Origin of the sequence: Pseudomonas hunanensis, assembly GCF_013393325.1 — a bacterium.
Lineage (GTDB): Bacteria > Pseudomonadota > Gammaproteobacteria > Pseudomonadales > Pseudomonadaceae > Aquipseudomonas > Aquipseudomonas putida_P.
In genome coordinates this window covers 626,296-643,060 of record NZ_QJRC01000095.1, presented here as the reverse complement: position 1 = coordinate 643,060, position 16,765 = coordinate 626,296, and the positions used below count along the sequence as shown (strand labels likewise).

At 57.9% G+C, this 16,765-nt stretch carries 21 protein-coding genes and 2 pseudogenes; 9 read left to right on the top strand and 14 right to left on the bottom strand.

Going from position 1 to position 16,765, the window contains the following annotated elements; translation table 11 throughout:
- Positions 1-104: 104 nt before the first annotated feature.
- The 3 genes from DM807_RS19785 to DM807_RS19775 all read right to left on the bottom strand — a co-directional run bounded on the left by DM807_RS19785 (position 105) and on the right by DM807_RS19775 (position 2,266).
- Positions 105-1,061: a FecR domain-containing protein gene (locus tag DM807_RS19785; protein ID WP_060492546.1), complete on the bottom strand. Its 957-nt coding sequence runs from the start codon at positions 1,059-1,061 to the stop codon at positions 105-107.
- The gene (locus tag DM807_RS19780; protein ID WP_060492547.1) at positions 1,058-1,564 is read right to left on the bottom strand and encodes a sigma-70 family RNA polymerase sigma factor; all 507 of its coding nucleotides are present in this window, start codon (positions 1,562-1,564) and stop codon (positions 1,058-1,060) included. Before DM807_RS19780 ends, DM807_RS19785 begins: the two co-directional genes overlap by 4 nt.
- A gap of 162 nt (positions 1,565-1,726) precedes the next feature.
- Positions 1,727-2,266, bottom strand: coding sequence for a type 1 glutamine amidotransferase domain-containing protein (locus DM807_RS19775; RefSeq protein WP_060492548.1), 540 nt, complete (start codon positions 2,264-2,266; stop codon positions 1,727-1,729).
- 167 nt (positions 2,267-2,433) lie between these two features.
- Between DM807_RS19775 and DM807_RS19770 the strand changes: the two genes are divergently transcribed.
- Positions 2,434-2,676, top strand: coding sequence for a hypothetical protein (locus tag DM807_RS19770; protein ID WP_060492549.1), 243 nt, complete (start codon positions 2,434-2,436; stop codon positions 2,674-2,676).
- On the top strand, positions 2,673-3,470 hold the full coding sequence (gene xth / locus DM807_RS19765) for an exodeoxyribonuclease III (protein WP_060492550.1): 798 nt from the start codon (positions 2,673-2,675) through the stop codon (positions 3,468-3,470). The genes DM807_RS19770 and xth overlap by 4 nt, the downstream gene beginning before the upstream one ends.
- Before the next feature lie 115 nt (positions 3,471-3,585).
- Here the strand turns inward: xth and DM807_RS19760 are convergent, their stop codons facing one another.
- From DM807_RS19760 to DM807_RS19730, 7 genes are all read right to left on the bottom strand, one after another.
- On the bottom strand, positions 3,586-6,129 hold the full coding sequence (locus tag DM807_RS19760; RefSeq protein ID WP_060492551.1) for a bifunctional diguanylate cyclase/phosphodiesterase: 2,544 nt from the start codon (positions 6,127-6,129) through the stop codon (positions 3,586-3,588).
- A gap of 148 nt (positions 6,130-6,277) precedes the next feature.
- On the bottom strand, positions 6,278-6,526 hold the full coding sequence (locus DM807_RS19755) for a hypothetical protein (RefSeq protein WP_060492552.1): 249 nt from the start codon (positions 6,524-6,526) through the stop codon (positions 6,278-6,280).
- Between the two features lie 78 nt (positions 6,527-6,604).
- Positions 6,605-7,069 carry a PA2171 family ribosome-binding persister protein gene (locus DM807_RS19750; RefSeq protein ID WP_063426161.1) on the bottom strand — a complete coding sequence of 155 codons (465 nt, stop codon included), beginning with the start codon at positions 7,067-7,069 and terminating at the stop codon, positions 6,605-6,607.
- A 143-nt stretch (positions 7,070-7,212) separates the two neighbouring features.
- Complete coding sequence (locus DM807_RS19745; RefSeq protein ID WP_060494708.1) at positions 7,213-7,656, bottom strand: DUF421 domain-containing protein; 444 nt, start codon at positions 7,654-7,656, stop codon at positions 7,213-7,215.
- A 9-nt stretch (positions 7,657-7,665) separates the two neighbouring features.
- Positions 7,666-8,172, bottom strand: a complete 507-nt coding sequence (locus DM807_RS19740) for a hypothetical protein (RefSeq protein ID WP_060494713.1) — start codon at positions 8,170-8,172, stop codon at positions 7,666-7,668.
- A gap of 10 nt (positions 8,173-8,182) precedes the next feature.
- On the bottom strand, positions 8,183-8,686 hold the full coding sequence (locus DM807_RS19735; protein WP_060494709.1) for a CinA family protein: 504 nt from the start codon (positions 8,684-8,686) through the stop codon (positions 8,183-8,185).
- Between the two features lie 362 nt (positions 8,687-9,048).
- Positions 9,049-9,906: a glucose 1-dehydrogenase gene (locus tag DM807_RS19730; RefSeq protein ID WP_054881852.1), complete on the bottom strand. Its 858-nt coding sequence runs from the start codon at positions 9,904-9,906 to the stop codon at positions 9,049-9,051.
- 196 nt (positions 9,907-10,102) lie between these two features.
- Here DM807_RS19730 and DM807_RS19725 point away from each other — a divergent pair, with 196 nt between their 5' ends.
- From DM807_RS19725 to DM807_RS19700, 6 genes and pseudogenes are all read left to right on the top strand, one after another.
- Entirely contained in the window at positions 10,103-10,627 is a 525-nt protein-coding gene (locus tag DM807_RS19725; RefSeq protein ID WP_004573937.1) for a hypothetical protein, read from the top strand.
- A 99-nt stretch (positions 10,628-10,726) separates the two neighbouring features.
- Entirely contained in the window at positions 10,727-11,020 is a 294-nt protein-coding gene (locus DM807_RS19720) for a DUF6555 family protein (RefSeq protein WP_060494710.1), read from the top strand.
- A 38-nt stretch (positions 11,021-11,058) separates the two neighbouring features.
- Positions 11,059-11,217 (top strand): hypothetical protein, encoded by a 159-nt coding sequence (locus DM807_RS19715; protein ID WP_169725122.1) that lies wholly within the window; start codon positions 11,059-11,061, stop codon positions 11,215-11,217.
- Between the two features lie 29 nt (positions 11,218-11,246).
- A complete protein-coding gene (locus tag DM807_RS19710) occupies positions 11,247-11,681 on the top strand; it encodes an HhH-GDP family DNA glycosylase (RefSeq protein ID WP_060494711.1) in 435 nt (144 codons plus the stop codon).
- Between the two features lie 82 nt (positions 11,682-11,763).
- On the top strand, positions 11,764-12,198 hold the full coding sequence (locus DM807_RS19705; protein WP_060494712.1) for a response regulator: 435 nt from the start codon (positions 11,764-11,766) through the stop codon (positions 12,196-12,198).
- A gap of 142 nt (positions 12,199-12,340) precedes the next feature.
- Positions 12,341-13,683 (top strand): annotated as a pseudogene (locus DM807_RS19700) (cation:proton antiporter).
- 59 nt (positions 13,684-13,742) lie between these two features.
- On the opposite strand, the gene DM807_RS19695 reads toward DM807_RS19700, so the two are convergent.
- Positions 13,743-13,961, bottom strand: coding sequence for a con-10 family general stress protein (locus DM807_RS19695; protein WP_060494690.1), 219 nt, complete (start codon positions 13,959-13,961; stop codon positions 13,743-13,745).
- Between the two features lie 276 nt (positions 13,962-14,237).
- Here DM807_RS19695 and DM807_RS27775 point away from each other — a divergent pair, with 276 nt between their 5' ends.
- The gene (locus tag DM807_RS27775; RefSeq protein WP_060494691.1) at positions 14,238-14,516 is read left to right on the top strand and encodes a hypothetical protein; all 279 of its coding nucleotides are present in this window, start codon (positions 14,238-14,240) and stop codon (positions 14,514-14,516) included.
- Positions 14,517-14,759: 243 nt separating this feature from the next.
- Here the strand turns inward: DM807_RS27775 and DM807_RS27965 are convergent.
- From DM807_RS27965 to DM807_RS19680, 3 genes and pseudogenes are all read right to left on the bottom strand, one after another.
- Positions 14,760-15,107: pseudogene (locus tag DM807_RS27965) on the bottom strand (SDR family oxidoreductase); the annotation flags it as partial.
- 32 nt (positions 15,108-15,139) lie between these two features.
- Positions 15,140-15,373, bottom strand: a complete 234-nt coding sequence (locus DM807_RS19685) for a PLD nuclease N-terminal domain-containing protein (RefSeq protein ID WP_014859183.1) — start codon at positions 15,371-15,373, stop codon at positions 15,140-15,142.
- Positions 15,374-15,386: 13 nt separating this feature from the next.
- Complete coding sequence (locus tag DM807_RS19680; protein ID WP_060494693.1) at positions 15,387-16,589, bottom strand: zinc-dependent alcohol dehydrogenase; 1,203 nt, start codon at positions 16,587-16,589, stop codon at positions 15,387-15,389.
- Positions 16,590-16,765: the final 176 nt, after the last annotated feature.

Below are 16,765 nucleotides of genomic sequence, written 5' to 3'. Positions count from 1 at the left end.
GGTTTCAAGAGGTATCCCGTACAACTCGACCAAAACGACAACACTGCACAAACTCTTTTTTGCCATTCAGGCCGGAAGCAGACGGCCAGCAGCCTTCTGCGTTTCTAAGCCGGGCTGACGTTGACCCAGAAGCGCGTCAATCTGTGTATTTTTACGGGTAGCGACTGCTGAACGGCCATTAGCACGCGGTCGGTGTCTGCCAGGGGAAACACCCCCGTCAGTGGCAACTGCGCTACAGCGGGGTCGCAGCGAAGCACGCCGGGACGATGGCGAGCCAGTTCGGCGACGAAATGCCCCAGCGGCATGCGTTCGGCGATCAAGCGGCCGTCTAGCCAGGCGATGGTGTTGAGGTTGGCTGGCCCGAGGTCGCCGAGGCGATTGGCGGAAAACCAACGACTTTGTCCTGCCTGCAGGCGGCTGGCGGGCGCCTGCCGCGGACGCAACTTCAGCTCGCCTTCAAACAGCTCGACATGGCTGCCACCCTCACGCTGGTACACGGAAAAGCGTGTGCCCAACGCCTGGATTTCCCCCTCTGCAGTTTCAATAATCAGCGGGCGCTGCGCCGGGTCATGACCACTTTCAAGCAGCAGTTCTCCAGCAATCAGGCAAATGCGCCGCTCTGACGTGTTGAAGCGGATATCAACCGCAGTGCCGCTGTTCAGGCTAAGCCGGCTGCCATCGACCAGCGAGCGTCGCAAACATTCGCCAGTGCCGCTGCGCAGGTCTGCCATGGTTTCGCGCCAAGGGGAATGCGAATGCACCAGATAGCCGCTCCCGCCGGCCAACAGCAACATGCCAAGCAGCTTGAGCGTCTGCCGACGACGCGCATCGGGCAGCTCGCGCAGCACCCCTAGTGCTGTATCCGCAGGGACACCGCTCAGGGTACTTTGCAGGCGCTCCAGGCGTCGCCATGCACGATCGTGCTCCGGGTCCGCGGCGCGCCATTCAAGAAAGCGCTGCTGTTGTGCCGCTTCGAACTCACCGCTCCAGTGCAGCATGAGCCAATGACTGGCCTGCTCGAAGATTGCGGGGGAGAGCGGTGCTTCGCTGGCGTTTTTCATTCAGCGTACAGGACCTGATAGCAAGCAGTGATGGCGCGGAGCATGTACTTTTGTACCGAGCTGACGCTGACGTCCAGCCGAGCTGCGATCTGTGTGTAGGTCAGCCCTTCAAATTGCGACAGCAGAAATGCCTCGCGTACCTTTGCAGGCATGTTGTCGAGCATGGCGTCGATCTGCATCAGGGTTTCGATCACGATTGCGCGGGTTTCCAGTGACGGCGTCTCTGGCTCGGGCAGGGCTGCGAGGCTCTCCAGATAAGCTTGGTGGATACGCTGGCGACGCCACTGGTCTATGACCAGGTTGCGGGCGATCTGCACCAGGAATCGACGGCCGTCACGCTGTTCCGGCAGGCGGCGGGTTACCAGCAGGCGCAGGAAGGTGTCTTGAGCGATGTCCGCCGCCCGCTCGCGATCACCCAGGCGGTGGCGCAGCCAGCCTTGCAGCCAGCCGTGGTGATCGCGATACAGGCTGTCAATGGGTTGCAGTGGGGTGTCGATGGGCACTTCACCTTTCCGCTAATCAGATGCATATGGGAATTAATCGCGATTGCAAGGTGGTGTGCCGGTTTTGCAAACCGTTGCAGCAAAAGTCAGGTCAATGCGTGCAAACGGAGTTGGTGTGTTGAACTGGCAAACCAGGTGTTTGCCAGTTCACAGGTCAGGGAGCTAGCCCGCAAGGGCCTTGACCAATTGCTCGCTGAAGGCGGGGATATCATCCGGCTTGCGGCTTGTTATCAGGTTGCCGTCCACCACTACCTCTTCATCGACCCAGTGGCCACCTGCATTGCGGATATCATCCTGCAAGGTCTTGTAGCTGGTCATCCGTTTGCCCTTGGCCAGTCCACTCGATACCAGCAGCCAGGCGCCGTGGCAGATTACCGCCAGTGGCTTGCTGGCCGAATTGTGGCTTTTGACCAGTTTCTGGGCGCCAGGTATCAGGCGGATGGTGTCGGAATTCTGTACCCCACCCGGTAGCACGATGGCATCGTAAAGGTCGAGGTGGGCGCTGTCGAACGTCGCGTCCACCGCAAACTCATCGGCCGGCTTGTCATGGTTCCAGCCGCGGACAGTACCTTCCTTGTCACTCAGGATGTCGATCACGGCCCCGTTTTTCTGCAAGGCTTCGCGAGGTCCGGTCAACTCCACTTGTTCGAAGCCATCGGTGACCAGAAAGGCAACGCGCTTGCCACTCAGTTTTGCACTCATCGTTCAATCTCCGTTTTTGCCAGGTGTGGATGTGGGACGTCTCGGACGGGGTGAGAAGTTCCAATGCACTCCTTCAGTGGTATGGGATGCTGACCGACTGGCCGTTGCGGTTGAACATTGCGCAGCACTAGGGCTCTCACTAGCAGGGATAGAACGAGGCGGCCGTCATGAACATCGAACGCAGCATTCCTGAACTTGAAGCCTGGTACGCGCAGTACGACGACATCAGCTACCGGCGCGAATCGCCGGACGCCTACCACCATGAACTGGTTCGCACCGCCGAGGCATTACGGGACGATGGTGCGATTGACTGGGATGACTGGTTGAGGCTGAAGGCACTGGCCGATGAGGCACATATCCGGGCACTGGAAGATGCCGTGCAGGCTCACGTGAGCGACCCTGACGCATGAAAGCGCTGAAGATCGCCACCTTCAACATCAATGGCATCCGCAGCCGCCTGCCCGCACTGTTGGCCTGGCTGGAGCGGGAGCAACCGGACATTGCCTGCTTGCAGGAGTTGAAGGCGGCCGATCAGCAGTTTCCTCGCCAGGCCATCGAAGCTGCAGGTTATGGTTGCCTGTACCAAGGGCAACCCTCCTGGAACGGCGTGGCGATCCTGGCGCGTGATAGCGAGCCGCTGGAGGTGCGTCGCGGGCTGCCCGGCATGCAGGACGATCAGCAGAGCCGCTATCTGGAAGCTGCGGCGCATGGTGTACTGGTGGGCTGCCTTTACCTGCCCAATGGCAACCCGCAACCCGGCCCCAAGTTCGATTACAAACTGCGCTGGTTCGAGTGCCTGATCAAGCATGCCCAAACACTGCATGGCAGCAGCCATCCTGCGGTGTTGGCGGGCGATTTCAATGTTGTGCCCACCGATCTGGACATCTATAACCCGCGCTCATGGCTCAAGGACGCGCTGCTGCAACCTGAATCGCGGGCGTGTTTCCAACAGTTGCTGGCGCAGGGCTGGGTCGACGCTGTTCGTCACCTGTATCCCGAGCAGCGCATCTACACGTTCTGGGACTATTTTCGCAATCACTGGGCGCGCAATGCCGGGCTCCGTATTGATCACCTGCTGCTCAACCCTGATCTCAGCCCTTATCTGAGGCGGGCGGGCGTGGATGCCTGGGTGCGCAACGAAGCCAAGGCCAGTGATCATGCGCCGGTCTGGATCCAGTTGGGCGGGCGCCGCCAGCAACGCTAGCTGTCAGCGGGGATGATCCGTGGAACGGGTGAATTAGACCGGCGTCTGGACTTGGCACCCATCGGGAAAGTTACACGCACATCCCCTCATCGCGTTCTCCGAGACGTGAATTCGCTCATGAGATCTGCTCCCTCATCATTCCTATCAGCGCTTCGTTTTCCAGCGGTTTGCTGAGCAGAAAACCTTGCACTTCATGGCATTGGTCATCGCTAAGGAGGGCCAGTTGCTCTGCGGTCTCGACACCTTCGGCAGTTACCGTCATACCCATTGCGTTGCCAAGATTGATGATGGCCTGGACCACGCTGCGGTCGCTGCCGCTCTTACCCAGATGCTGAACGAAGCGCTTGTCAATCTTGATGCTGTCGAACGGGTAGGTACGCAGGTAACCCAGAGAGGAGTAACCGGTCCCAAAGTCGTCCATGTTCAGGCGCACGCCCAGCTCCTTCAGTGCATGCATGGTATGCAGAGCGCCTTCAACGTCGTTGAGCATGACGTTTTCAGTGATTTCCAGTTCCAGTCGATGGGCCGGCAGGCCGGTGGTGCGCAATGCGTCGCCGACGTCGCGAACTACATCGCTGCGGCTGAACTGGGCCGGCGACATGTTTACCGATACGATTACCGCCTGTGGCCAGCCGCGCGCCTTATTGCAGGCTTCCTGTAACACCCAGTTGCCAAGCAGCACGATCAGGTCAGACTCTTCGGCCAGCGGGATGAACCTATCCGGGTGTAGCAGGCCCAGGCGTGGGTGTCGCCAACGCACGAGGGCCTCAGCCGATGCGAGCGACACCCCGTCGACCTTGAAGCGCGGCTGGAAGTGCAGCACAAGCTCGCCACGTGGTATGCCATCGCGTAGTTCGCTTTCCAGGACACGCTTGTCCATCAATGCTGCATTCAGTTGCGCTGAAAAAAAGCGCCAGGTGTTTTTGCCCGCCTGCTTGGCGCTGTAAAGAGCCACGTCAGCGTAGCGGATCAAATCGGTTGGCGTACCGGGATATTCGGCCGACATCACGACACCAAGACTCACACCCACTTGAACACTATGCCCCTCGACCTGCATGGGTCGTCTGATTGCCTCGATCAAGCGGATGCAGAATCGGTCCATGTCCTTGCGATCCCCTGGCCGGGTCACTACGACGATGAACTCGTCGCCTCCCAAGCGGGCAACCAGGTCACTGTCGCGGGTAACCTGACCAAGGCGGCCGGCCACCTCGAGCAACACCGCATCGCCTGCCGGATGCCCAAGGCTGTCGTTGATCGGCTTGAAATTATCAAGATCCAGTATCAGCAGCGCTACCTGGAGTGGCCCAGTGCTACTCATGGTTTGTTCGAGGAACCGAAACAGCTTATTGCGATTCGGCAGCCCGGTAAGGGCATCGTGCAAAGAGAGATGCTGAATCTGGGCATGTGCGGCTACTTCGTCGGTGATGTCGCTACAAGTGCCACGAAACCCGGTACAGACGCTCTGATCCACGATTGCGCGGGAAGCGATTCTGCAAATACGCTGTTGGCCCAGATGATCCTGATACTGGCAGCGTAGGGTACCGGAAGAGCTTGTCGCAGCCAGACTATGAAGCCAGGTCTGGAAATGGCTGGTATCACACGACAGCAGCTCGGTAATCGGGCGCTGTTGCCATACTTCTACAGGATGCCCGGTAAGTTCGCTAAAACGGTCCGACAGGTAGGTTAGCCGTAGGAGCACATCCGTTTCCCAGATCCAGTCCGATGCGGCTTCGGCCACAGCCTTGAAGCGCTCTTCGCTCGATTGCAGGGCAGCCCTGGATGTCATGAGCGCATGGTGGCTACGATCGATCCTCGTGCTGGCCCGCATCGCATAGCGTGCAAACAGTGCAATGGTCAGCGCAATCAGGAGCACGGCGATAGCGAGGGGCGTAATTACTGTCTTGATCAATTGGGTGCCAGGCTGCGGTAAATCCCAGCTCAGGGCGAGACCGATGCCTTGGAGGGCGAGAACACCACGCCCTTTACGCTGCTCGGTCGAATCGCTTACAGCCACGCCGGACAACCCCGCCAACTCGCCCAGCACCAACAGCACCTTCGGTGAGAGAACGCGAATGAACACCATCACTGCTGTGGGTTTCGGCAGGTGGTGGGGTTGGGCCTGTGGACGTATCAGTGCAGCGCTGTACAACGCCGGCAGGCCACGAAATACGATATATCCTGAAGTCGCCTGGTCATGCTGGGCGGCTTGGCGAGCAAGGTGCAAGATCTTGTCAGCACTGGAGGTGAGCTGCTCAAGCCCCTGCTGGCTGAGCTGACCTTCCAGCATGGCGTAGCGGGTACCCTCATCATCGAGCACGTATACTCCCTCATACCCATCGGCGGTGAAGAGCGTGGCGCCTACGTTGTCCTCGATGTATGCCCAATGCGTGTCGACCTGCCTCCCCAGGTGATCATAGGCGGCCTGCCAATCAGTGTGGGTCAGCAGGAACGTCCTGTCGCTCTTCTGCAGTTGTTTGATAGCCGAATCAGCATGAAAACGGCTTTGCTCCATTTGTTGGACGTCGAGCGCCCCGGCGAGGCGGTAGAGGGAGAACAGCCCCAGCAACAGGGCTAACAACAAGATCAAGGAGAACACCATGATGAGTTGCCCCACCACGTGACTACGGGTCGACATATCATTGTCAGCAAGCACGTCCATTGATTCACCGTCGCGGTCGAAGTCTCCCAGGGTTGACCGGTGAGCTGGCATGGAGGTCGATGGAACTGACGACCGGTGGTGGGCGAAAGGCGCCGTAGATAGACGAATACGGGCAGCATCGCTGGGCCACCTGCTTGTCAGAGCGTTATCACCCGGCAATTTCCAGTTGCGTGTTCTTCCGCCACCCCCGCAAATTCATCGCGCAGAGGCAGAACTGCAGGATTATCAGTGCCCAGGCATGTGCTTGCCAGCCCCACACGGCCCACAGCACGTTGCTTGCGATGAAACAGCAGAATCCTGTCTTCCTTCTGCCCGGACGGCCCGAACCGATGCACCAGGCTGCCACCACGGTCATCACCATGGCAGGCCATTCAAGTAACCCAATCCAATATTCCATGAAACCTTCCAACTGATGATGGGGAATCTGAAGCTGATCACCTGCCAGCGTTCAGGGCGCTGGCAGGTGCTCACTTGCTTAAGTCGCTCGCTGCTCGCCCTTGAGGATCTTTTTCTGCATTTCCATGGTTTGCCCAAGCTCCTCGAGGGTGTCCTTGCTGAGCAGTTTCTTCGCGGTGGGGAAGAGATCGCCTTCTTCTTCCTCGATGTGATGCTCCAACAACTCTTTCATGACCTTGACCCGCCCGGCGAATTCGACGGTGCCGGTTTCGGTATGCATAAGGTCGGGCAGGACGAGGGCGTCGACAGTCCGGTGTTCTTCCTTGGCCTCGTAGTACATCTTCGCTTCTTCCTTGCCACCCGCTTCCTTGATGGCCGGATAGAGAATTTCTTCTTCGAGCGCGGTGTGAATCTGTAGCTCCTGCTCAATTTTGTGGAGTAACTCAGCCCGTTTCTTTACCGCTCGCTCCGTAGTGGTCGACAGCTCTTCGAGCAGCTTTTTCACCAGCTTGTGGTCTTGGATCAGTAAGTCGATAGCGTTCATTGGCGTTACCTCATCACGGAATCAGCTAGCACTTGCTCGTGGTTGAGTACGCACGGAGTGACACGGTTCAATGCTTACGATGGCTGGCATCATCGCGTGTGTGTGCGAGGCGGTAGTCGTTGCTTTACTGTTGCCCCCAGGCCTCATTCGGCAGGAATGATCGAAATCTTTCCATTGCGTTCGACGATGGCGAACTTGACCTGCTCAATGTGCTCAATGCCCTGGCTGTCCCGCGCTGACTCAAGGATATCGTCCTCCGTGAGGCGTGCCCGACGCATGCGGCGATGCAGAAAGCGCCCATTCTCGACAACCAGGGTAGCGTGCCCATCCAGAAACCTGGCCAAAGACTTGGAGTTGAGCTTCGCGAGCGAAAGGCCGACGTCCAGAACGATCAGCGTGGTAATTACCAGCATGGCATTGGTGAATGAAAAATCGTCGCCCAGAAGCGCTTGCTGGGTGGCTTCTCCGATGATCAGCAACAACACGAAGTCGAAGGTCGTCAAATCAGCCAGCGAGCGCCGCCCGGCTACGCGAAACAGCAGCATGAGGGCAACGTACATCCCGGCTGCGCGGAGGATCGAATCCATGACGCACTCCTAGGGGTAAAGGAATGTGGAGAAGTGAACGGCGCTTTCAGGGCCAGCCCTGACGTTGCCCTCCAGAGTGCCTACGTGCTCACTTCGAAGGGTCAGGTACAAGGTGGCCACGCCATCTTGCCTGGTACCCAACTGGAACAGCATGGCCTGGCCGTGCGACAGCGACCGTTGTGGCTCCGGTTGTAACGTCTCGATACTGGCGTCACGGAGCAATGATCCCTCGAGTTGCACCTCCACCGGCTGACCAGGGATGCCCTGAACCGTGATGAAAAGACTGTCTGTCGTGCCGCTTCGGCTGAGGCGCTGGTACTCGACCCGTACCCGGCCATCCTGGCTTACCACCTGGGCATCGCTCAACGGGCCATTACCGAACAGGCCTGCCAAGGCAAGCAATACGATGGCCACGAGCACGTACCACCCCACGCGCTCAAAGCGCCAGACGCGCTGCTGCATCGGCATGTCTTCTTGAACAGGTTGATGCCTGGATATCAGTTCATCTTCCGACATGACCACCCCCTCAGGCGCGCTCACCGCGTAACCAGCGCTGGTGATAGTGGGAGAGCCGGGCCAATCCGAACAGGGCGCCTTGGCGCATGACTTCAGACCGCTCGCCGAAGAAACGCTGAGTGCGCGTGAAAACGGCTATTGGCTCGCCGGCGAAAGCCCAGGCAAAGCACATCGTCCCCGGTGGTATCCCGGATTCGGGCGCCGGCCCGGCTACCCCGGTGGTGGCGATCACCACATTCGCATCGCTGTCTCTCAAGGCGCCCAAGGCCATTTCCCAGGCTACTGCTTCGCTGGTCAGGCCGTATCGTTCGATGGTTTCGGGGCTGACCCTCAGCAGGCGTTTCTTGGCGCCAGGTGAGTAGACGACGTAGCCGCTTTCCAGCACCTCTCCTGTACCAGGTACGGCCGCCAACAAAGCCACAAGGCAGCCCGCAGTGCACGATTCCGCTGTGGTCAAAATCAATTTGTTGTTTTTGAGATAGCCGAGGGCGGCCAGTACAGGGTCGTTTTCCATTTCAGAGTCTATTCGCTTGTTTTGCAGTGGACGCGGTCCTGAGGTAATTGGTTCATCGCCCCTGTTGCCCGCCCATCTCCTGAAGTGACACTGACCTGAACTTTGTCCCGTAGATTGGCTTCCTTTGTTTAAATGCGAAGGGAGGAAAAAGCATGAAAAAAGAGACCCAGACGCAAAAGCCAGCGGCGCAGACGAGGCCGCATGGGGAGGAGGAGCGAGACAACGATGCTCATCGTCCGGATGGATCCACCGGTACAGCCCATGACTCGACAGCGCAGAAAACGGCTCGTGATCACGATCAGCACAAACGCTGAAACCGCCACCCAAAAAGGAGGCTCGCCATCAAGGCGAGCCTCTTTTCGCTAAAGGATCGGTTTGCCGCCAGTCACTGCGTAACGTGAGCCACTGATGTAACTGGCTTCGTCGGAGCCCAGCAGCACATAGATTGGCGCGACCTCGACCGGTTGCCCCGGGCGCCCCATCGGGTAGCTGGAACCAAAGTTCTTGACGGCCTCGTCCGGCATGGTTGCCGGAATCAAAGGCGTCCAGATCGGGCCTGGCGCGACGCTGTTGACCCTGATGCCTTTCTTGCCTAGCAACTGAGCCAGGCCAGCAGTGAAGTTGGCAATGGCCCCTTTGGTCGTGGCATAGGCCAGCAGGCTGGGGGATGGATCGTCGGAATTGACCGAGCTGGTATTGATGATCGAACTGCCCTTGGGCATGGAAGGCAGTGCTGCCTGGCAAATCCTGAAGATCGCGGTGATGTTGGTATCGAACGTCTTCACCCATTCGTCATCGTCGATTTCTTCCAGGGTCTCGTGGGACATCTGGAACGCCGCGTTGTTGACCAGGATGTCGATACGCCCGAACTGGCTAACGGTTTTTTCGACGATGTCGTAGCAGTGCTGTTTCTGCGCCAGGTCTCCGGGCAACAACAGGCATTGACGGCCTGCAGACTCAACCCAGCGCGCGGTTTCTTGCGCATCTTCATGCTCATTCAGATAAGCGATGGCGACGTCGGCCCCTTCGCGGGCATAGGCAATCGCGACTGCCCGCCCGATACCGCTGTCTGCTCCGGTGATAAGTGCAATCTTGCCTTCGAGTCGATTGTGGCCGGTATACGACTGCTCACCACAATCCGGATAGGGCTCCATCTTGCGCTGTGAGCCTGGTACATTTTGAGGTTGCGAAGGGAAGGGCGGGGTAGGGAAGTCGCGCATGGTAGAAGCTCCTGCAGTTGAGAACGTTCATACCGATTCGAAAGGCCTGGCCACCTCGTGTTGATTTCAATCTGCAGTTGGTACGACGAGCGGTGCGGGATATCAATCCAGCTGAATTCCATGCCCCATCGCCTGTTCTACCGGACTCAGCTCCAGGCTCATGTCGTCGCTCGGGGCCCAACTCCCGGAGTAGCGAGTGCCTCGAATCATTACCCCAGCGACCCCCGAACACGAGATCAGCGAGCACAATGCCAGGATGTTTGGCTCTCCCAAGGAGCGTCTGGATTTTTACCGGCGTGAAATCCAGTACGAAACCAGCATCCTGGCCAACCGCACCGATGCCTACCTGGCGGCGCAGTCATTTCTGGTCATCGCCTTCGTCTCCTCAATGGGAAATCTGAATCAAGGATGGGGCGAGATGTTCACCCTGATCGTACCGGCGTTCCTCGCCTTGCTCGGGGTACTGAGCTCACTCAACGCTTGGCCTGGCATCCGGGCGGCATACAACATCATCGATCACTGGCAGCTCAAGCAAAGTCACCTGCTGCGCAGCGAGCCGTTGATGGGGTTGGCCTACGACGAGTCGCCGTTGTTTTGTGAGGCTGAGACATCGCGTGCAGGTCATCGCAAATCACTGCTGTTTTCGCTGCGCACACCGTGGATCTTTCTAGTGTTCTGGGTGCTCCTGGGTAGCTACTCGGTGTACATCCAACTCGCCTGACTGCTCGGGCATGGGTTGGCTGCAGATCATCCTGCCAATCCGATGGAATTATCTCTTCCAGGAATCGCTCAATAGCGTATCAACCAAGGAGCGGATCTTGTGCCATCACTTCAATTGTACGTAATCGAGTATGACCTGCACGGTAAGCATCGGACGTTCATCATCCGCCTGGAAAAAATGGACAACGCCGTGGCTTGGCACTGGGCCAGCTGCGATGCCGGCGTTGGCATCATCCCGAGATTGAGTCAGCAGAAAATCAAGCTGGTCAGTCGACCGATGGCCGAGCGCTACGGCATCGCCAATGTGAAGTGGCGGCTCGCCGGCGATGGCCCGGAATTCGTAGCGCAACCTATCGACGTCAAAAAGTTCTCGGGCGTTGCTGCGGGTACTTGAAGCCCCGCGCCCCGATCCATCTGCTTTGAGGTATTGCCATGCAGCCGAAAACCGAAGGCTCCGAAGAAAAAGGGCCCAGCGATGTGCCCTTCATCAATGATCCCCAAAAGCCCACGTCGCCACCTTTGAATGACGCGGATGCCACGGAGGCAGCAGAGGCAGAGGAAGACATCCAGAATGATGGCGAATCCATTTAGCGATCTGCTGACTCGCGTCGTAGTAAAGGTTGAAGACTATAACCGCCTGTGACCTCGGCATTGAGGTCACGGATGCCCTTGGCGTGTTCAGATGGTTGCTGGCCAGCTTTCTCATGGGCAAGCGCATCCGATCCACCGTAGCAGTGGAGGCGTACCGGGTTCTTGTTGATCAGGAGGGTCTGGATACGCCGCTTAAGCTTGCCCAGACTTCTCATTCGGCACTGGTCAGACTCCTCGGTCAGGCTGGCTATGGGCGCTATGATGAATCCACTGCCCGACGACTGCATGATCGTGGCAACAAGGTAGAAGTGGAACTGGCTGCTCAACTTGAGGTAATGCAGCAAGGATCAAATGCTGAGGGATTCAAGCGCTGGCTACTGAGTTTCGAGGGCGTAGGGCCAAAGACCGTGGAGATTTTCATGCGTGAAGGCTTGGCCCAATTGAAGAAGTTGGAAGGCCATTGAGCATGGGTGGCCTTTAGCCCTCATCGACGCATGTGCGGATGAGTGAAATACTCGAAAATCCAACCATGGGATGGAGAAGGTGATGAAGCTCGGCATCGAGGGTTTGTCGTTGTCAGGTAAGACGGTAATTGTAGTAGAGGACGATCCAACGCTACAGACCCTCCTGGTGGACATCCTGATCGAGTTGGGCGCCATCTGCGATGGGTTCGATAACTCAGAAGATGCCTTGATTCATTTGATGGGACTCAAGAGCGGCTGCTCGTTGATCGTTGTCGACCATGGTGTTCCGGGAAGCATCAAAGGTATGGAGTTCATCTCCATGGCCCACGAAAGGTGGTCTGGACTACCCGCCATTCTGACCTCTGGCCACCAGCTTGATGCTTCTCAGGTCACACCTCCCGTTACCTACCTCTTCAAACCGTGGTCGATAGACGAGCTCGCTCAAGCTATTGTCCAGGCGCTTCCCCCTGCAAATGTACCTTCAACTCTCCCGCCGCTCGACCAGCAAGGTCTCTAGCGCAGTTTGACCGCAGCGGAGCGCTGAAAATCTTTTTTACGTTTACCTCAGGTATTGGCTGAACCCACCAAGCGCAGCGGAACGACGTGGCGTGCCGAAAAGTCAAAAAATACTCGGAAACTTTCCCTGGGCGTCTGCGGAAATGACCTTCATCGTCTGGTTCGCCATGCTGGGCGCAGTCTTGCTGCTGCTCGCACTCTCATCCTCCTACCTGCGCTGGATCCCTGTGACCTCGTCTGTAGTGTGTCTTGCCCTGGGTATCGGGCTGGGTACATCGGGGCTGGGTATTCTTCAACTGGACTTGAGCCAGTCGAGCGGGTGGATGGAGCACCTCACAGAGGTTGCGGTGTTGTTTTCGCTGTTCTTTAGTGGCTTGAAATTGCGCCTGCCCTTGCACAACCGCCGTTGGTGCAGCGCCTTTTTTCTGGCGGGGCCGGTGATGTTGATCTGCATCGCAGGGGTAACGCTGGTGCTGCATTACGGCTTGAACCTGGGGTGGGGCATTTCGCTACTGATCGGGGCGATCCTCGCACCCACTGACCCCGTGCTCGCAACCTTGGTGCAGGTGGTTGATGCCCAGGACGATGATATTGTGCGTTTCAGCTTGTCGGGTGAGGCAGGGCTCAACGACGGCGTGGCGTTTCCCTTCGTCATTCTCGGGCTGCTCCTGCAACAGGACAATGACCAGGCCTGGTTCAGTGACTGGCTGCTGAAGGACATGCTGTGGGCAGTAACCGCAGGCCTGTTGCTTGGCTACTGGACGGGCGCGGCCTGGGCAAGCTCACACTGTTCTTGCGTCTGCGCAACGACGACAGCACCGTCTCGCCCAATGACTATCTGGCCCTTGCGCTGATTGCGTTGGCATACGTGAGCGCCGAGTCGATACAGTCCTATGGGTTTCTCGCGGTATTCGCTGCGGGCCTCGGTTTAAGGCAGGCGGAGGTTCAGACCGCCAATAGCCCAGAAGAACCGGCTGCTGAACATCTGGTACAGCCTGTGGTAGGTCACCAGGACGTGGCGCCGGAGCTAGCCGTCAAAGGCGATGTGAAAGGGCTCGACGACTCGCAGGTTGCAGCGGGGATCATGTTGGGTGACATGTTGGCTTTCGGTAGCCTGATCGAACGGGCAATGGAAGTGTTTCTGGTGACCCTGCTAGGGGTAGTGCTCATTGAGCATTGGGACTGGCAGGCAGTGCTGGTTGCCGGTGCTTTGTTTTTTGTCATTCGCCCCATCAGCATCCTGCTGTTCCCCGCTCGAGGAATGCTGGATATTCGCCATCGCGGGCTTTTAGGGTGGTTTGGTATCCGAGGTATTGGCAGCTTCTACTACCTGTTCTATGCCCTCAATCATGGGCTGCTTCCCACTTTGGCCGCGCAGAGCACCAACCTGGTGCTGTCAGCGGTGGCGTTGAGCATTCTGCTGCATGGGTTGAGTGTCCAGCCGCTTCTTGCCAGATACGAAGCGTGGAAGGAGAGGGTTTCCTGATGGCCGTTCAGTAGAAAAGCGCCAGGGCAGCTCTTGCCCTGGCGCTTGATCACCGCCAGTTAGCGGTTTTCGCTACCGCGCCCGCCGCCGTGGCTGTTTTGGCCACCTTTACGGCCAGCCTCTGAAGCACGCTCACGGTCGTTGGCAAAATTGCCACCTGAACTCTGCCCGCCTTTGCGACCTGCCTCCGACGCTTTTTCGCGATCATTGGCAAAATTGCCAGGATTGTTCTGAGCAGTACCACCTTGATGGCCACGATTGGTTGGGTTGTTAGCCATGATCTTTCACCTCATGTCGTCACACAGGAAAGTCTGTGTTCAACTCGGACGTCGCGGAGCGGGGTGTTTACTCCTTGGGTTTTGGCCAAGGCCGACGGGTTGCGCGAAAGAACCGGCGCAGGCGCCTGTGGCGCCCTTAAGCTTTGCTCGCGAACGTTTGGGAAGGATCAAGCTTGCATCCAGTCGTGCAGAGCACAATCAACGCCGTTGACACCGCTCTACTGAGCCTCTGCAATCTTCGTGACTCAACCCTCCATCAGAGTGTGAGGCCTCCAGATGCGAACATTCGAGAAAAACCTCTCCGCCGCCCAATTGCTGAAGCTCAACTGTTTGGCAGCCTGGTACTGTGTGCTGGAAAGCAGGGCCTTGAGAATGGACTCGCCTGACGACTATCACGAGGAACTACTTCGCCAGGCCGATGAGATGGATCGTCGAGGGATTATCTGCTGGCAGGAATGGCGCGATCTTCGCCTGGAGGCTGACGCTGCTTACCTGAGAGCGGTAGCAGGGGAGGACTATCGTCCGGTTAATCCCACGAACTCGTCAGCAGAGTAGGGGGCGAACGTGATCTCGCAACGAAACCACGCTCATTCCTCTGAAAGCAGACCTTCCCTATCTATCCCCGCGTCGTGAGTGTGTGAGTGTAAAACCCACAAAAATTCCCAGCGCCGCTGCGACGATCAGCAGCGGCGTTATGTCTTTTGGCTTCCTCCTGCCTCCGTCGATACCCTTCCTGCCACTTGGAGGCTCAAAGAGGTTGCCTGATGATGCTTCGGCTTTTGGAGCGCAATTTATCCAAGCGCCACTGTCAGGCGCTTCTTGTTCCGTACCCGATGCACCGGGGGCAATCGGAACAATGGTGTCGCTGGCCTCGATCCGTGAGAGCTCAAGGGTGGTGCCATCGACCAGGGTCATCGTCAGGCCTTCTATCGTGCCTGCCACCCGGTTTGGAAAAACGGGTTCACCTGCGGCATCCAGGCTGTCGTAGATGAAGCGCGTACCTTCAAGCCAGCCCACGGCGGTGAGAAGTTCAGGGCCGAGATAATACTTTCCGTCTTGGAAGAAGCCTGGAAACTGATGAGCGCGCTCCACGTTCTCCACGCGATAGCGTTCGCCTGATTTCATGCCTGTCGCTTGATCGATCATGTTGAAACCCCTGAAAGTGGAGCTCGGAAATATCAACCTTTGCTGTGCTCGTCAGAAGTGGGCCCCGTACCTCGCTTGATACCCCGCGGGCCAGCAACACCCCAGATACCCAGGCCAACCAGCGGTAGCGCGACGATCAGCAGGGCCCAGGCCGCTTTGACTGCATCTGACTTGTCGCTTCTGAAAACGCTGACGATGGCCCACAGATCGATGAGTAAAAGGATTGCCGCCACGGCAATCCAGAAGTAGCTGGCGAGCCCGTTCATGACTTTGCTTCCTCTATACGTAGTCAGGTCCCAAGGTGCCGGGTGCTGCGCCTGGCACGAGGATGACCTTGCGGCAGTTGTCCTGCTTCTGATCGAACATCTTGTAGCCCATGGCCGCTTCTTCGAGGGCCAGGCGGTGAGTGACGATCAATTCCGGTTGTAGACGGCCTGCTTCAATGTGTTCCAGTAGTTCAGGCAGGTATTTCTGGACATGGGTCTGGCCCATCTTGAAGGTAAGACCCTTGTCGAACGCGTCGCCGAACATGAAGCCGTGAATGAAGCCCGCGTACACACCGGGGACACTCACGACGCCGCCACGCCGCACGGCCGCAATGCTCTGGCGCAACGCCTTGCCACTGCTGCCTTCAATTTTCAGCGCCGTCATCACCGTTTCGGCAGTGCTGCCCTTGGCCTCGAAGCCGACAGCGTCGATCACCGCATCCACACCGCGCATGCCTGGTGTCTGACGGATGATGCTGTCTGCGGGATCATCGTCCCGCTCGAAGTTGATGGGTACAACATCGTAAGCTTGCTGGGCATACGCCAGGCGGTAATCGCTGTCATCGACCATGAAAATGGTCTGCGCACCGAGCATTCGCGCACAGGCGGCACTCAGCAAGCCTACTGGTCCGGCGCCGTAGACCGCCAACGTTGAACCTGGGCCGATCTCGGCGTTGATGACTGCCTGCCAAGCGGTCGGCAGAATGTCCGAGAGAAACAGTACCTTGTCATCGGCCAACTCGGTGGGCACTTTGAACGGGCCGACGTTACCCTTGGGAACCCTTACGTAGTCAGCCTGGCCACCAGGAATACCACCATAGAGATGGCTGTACCCGAACAGCGCGGCGCCCGGGGGAATCCCTTTCTTGTTGATGATCGAGCCCCGCCCCGTGTTGGTGGTTTCGCAGGCAGCGAAAAGGTCGCGCTGGCAAAAGAAGCAGCTACCACAAGCGATCACAAAAGGGATCACTACGCGGTCACCGACCTGGAGATTGGTGACTGCACTCCCGGTGTCTTCCACGATACCCATGAACTCATGGCCAAAGATATCGCCCGCTTCGGTTTCTGGAATTTTGCCTCGATAGAGGTGCAAATCGGAGCCGCAAATGGCGGTGGCAGTCACCTTGAGGATGATGTCGTCTTCTCGCTCGATGATGGGATCAGGGACGTTATCGACCCTGACGTCGTTTGCTCCGTGGTAAGTCAGTGCTCTCATGCTCCTCGCTCCTGCGTCACAAAAAACGTGGGGGTATGCAGGGGAAGCTTCCATGCCATGCAAAGTTCAAAACAACAGCTTCAGTGGTGACGCTTGAGGAGGGGAAGGCTGTTTTCGAAACAGGAATGAACGAGGTGTGGCGACGAGCAAGGAATTGCGGGCGTCGAAACGCTTAG

Excerpts from the sequence above, each read along its gene's own strand:
- DM807_RS19680 (WP_060494693.1), bottom strand. The coding sequence starts at position 16,589 with ATGAGAGCACTGACTTACCACGGAGCAAACGACGTCAGGGTCGATAAC.
- DM807_RS19745 (WP_060494708.1), bottom strand. The coding sequence starts at position 7,656 with ATGGATTCGATCCTCCGCGCAGCCGGGATGTACGTTGCCCTCATGCTG.
- DM807_RS19695 (WP_060494690.1), bottom strand. The coding sequence starts at position 13,961 with ATGGCTAACAACCCAACCAATCGTGGCCATCAAGGTGGTACTGCTCAG.
- DM807_RS19705 (WP_060494712.1), top strand. The coding sequence starts at position 11,764 with ATGAAGCTCGGCATCGAGGGTTTGTCGTTGTCAGGTAAGACGGTAATT.
- DM807_RS19715 (WP_169725122.1), top strand. The coding sequence starts at position 11,059 with ATGCAGCCGAAAACCGAAGGCTCCGAAGAAAAAGGGCCCAGCGATGTG.
- DM807_RS19755 (WP_060492552.1), bottom strand. The coding sequence starts at position 6,526 with ATGGAATATTGGATTGGGTTACTTGAATGGCCTGCCATGGTGATGACC.
- DM807_RS19730 (WP_054881852.1), bottom strand. The coding sequence starts at position 9,906 with ATGCGCGACTTCCCTACCCCGCCCTTCCCTTCGCAACCTCAAAATGTA.
- DM807_RS19775 (WP_060492548.1), bottom strand. The coding sequence starts at position 2,266 with ATGAGTGCAAAACTGAGTGGCAAGCGCGTTGCCTTTCTGGTCACCGAT.
- DM807_RS19740 (WP_060494713.1), bottom strand. The coding sequence starts at position 8,172 with ATGTCGGAAGATGAACTGATATCCAGGCATCAACCTGTTCAAGAAGAC.
- DM807_RS19750 (WP_063426161.1), bottom strand. The coding sequence starts at position 7,069 with ATGAACGCTATCGACTTACTGATCCAAGACCACAAGCTGGTGAAAAAG.
- DM807_RS19685 (WP_014859183.1), bottom strand. The coding sequence starts at position 15,373 with ATGAACGGGCTCGCCAGCTACTTCTGGATTGCCGTGGCGGCAATCCTT.
- DM807_RS19760 (WP_060492551.1), bottom strand. The coding sequence starts at position 6,129 with ATGGACGTGCTTGCTGACAATGATATGTCGACCCGTAGTCACGTGGTG.
- DM807_RS19770 (WP_060492549.1), top strand. The coding sequence starts at position 2,434 with ATGAACATCGAACGCAGCATTCCTGAACTTGAAGCCTGGTACGCGCAG.
- DM807_RS27775 (WP_060494691.1), top strand. The coding sequence starts at position 14,238 with ATGCGAACATTCGAGAAAAACCTCTCCGCCGCCCAATTGCTGAAGCTC.
- xth (WP_060492550.1), top strand. The coding sequence starts at position 2,673 with ATGAAAGCGCTGAAGATCGCCACCTTCAACATCAATGGCATCCGCAGC.
- DM807_RS19735 (WP_060494709.1), bottom strand. The coding sequence starts at position 8,686 with ATGGAAAACGACCCTGTACTGGCCGCCCTCGGCTATCTCAAAAACAAC.
- DM807_RS19785 (WP_060492546.1), bottom strand. The coding sequence starts at position 1,061 with ATGAAAAACGCCAGCGAAGCACCGCTCTCCCCCGCAATCTTCGAGCAG.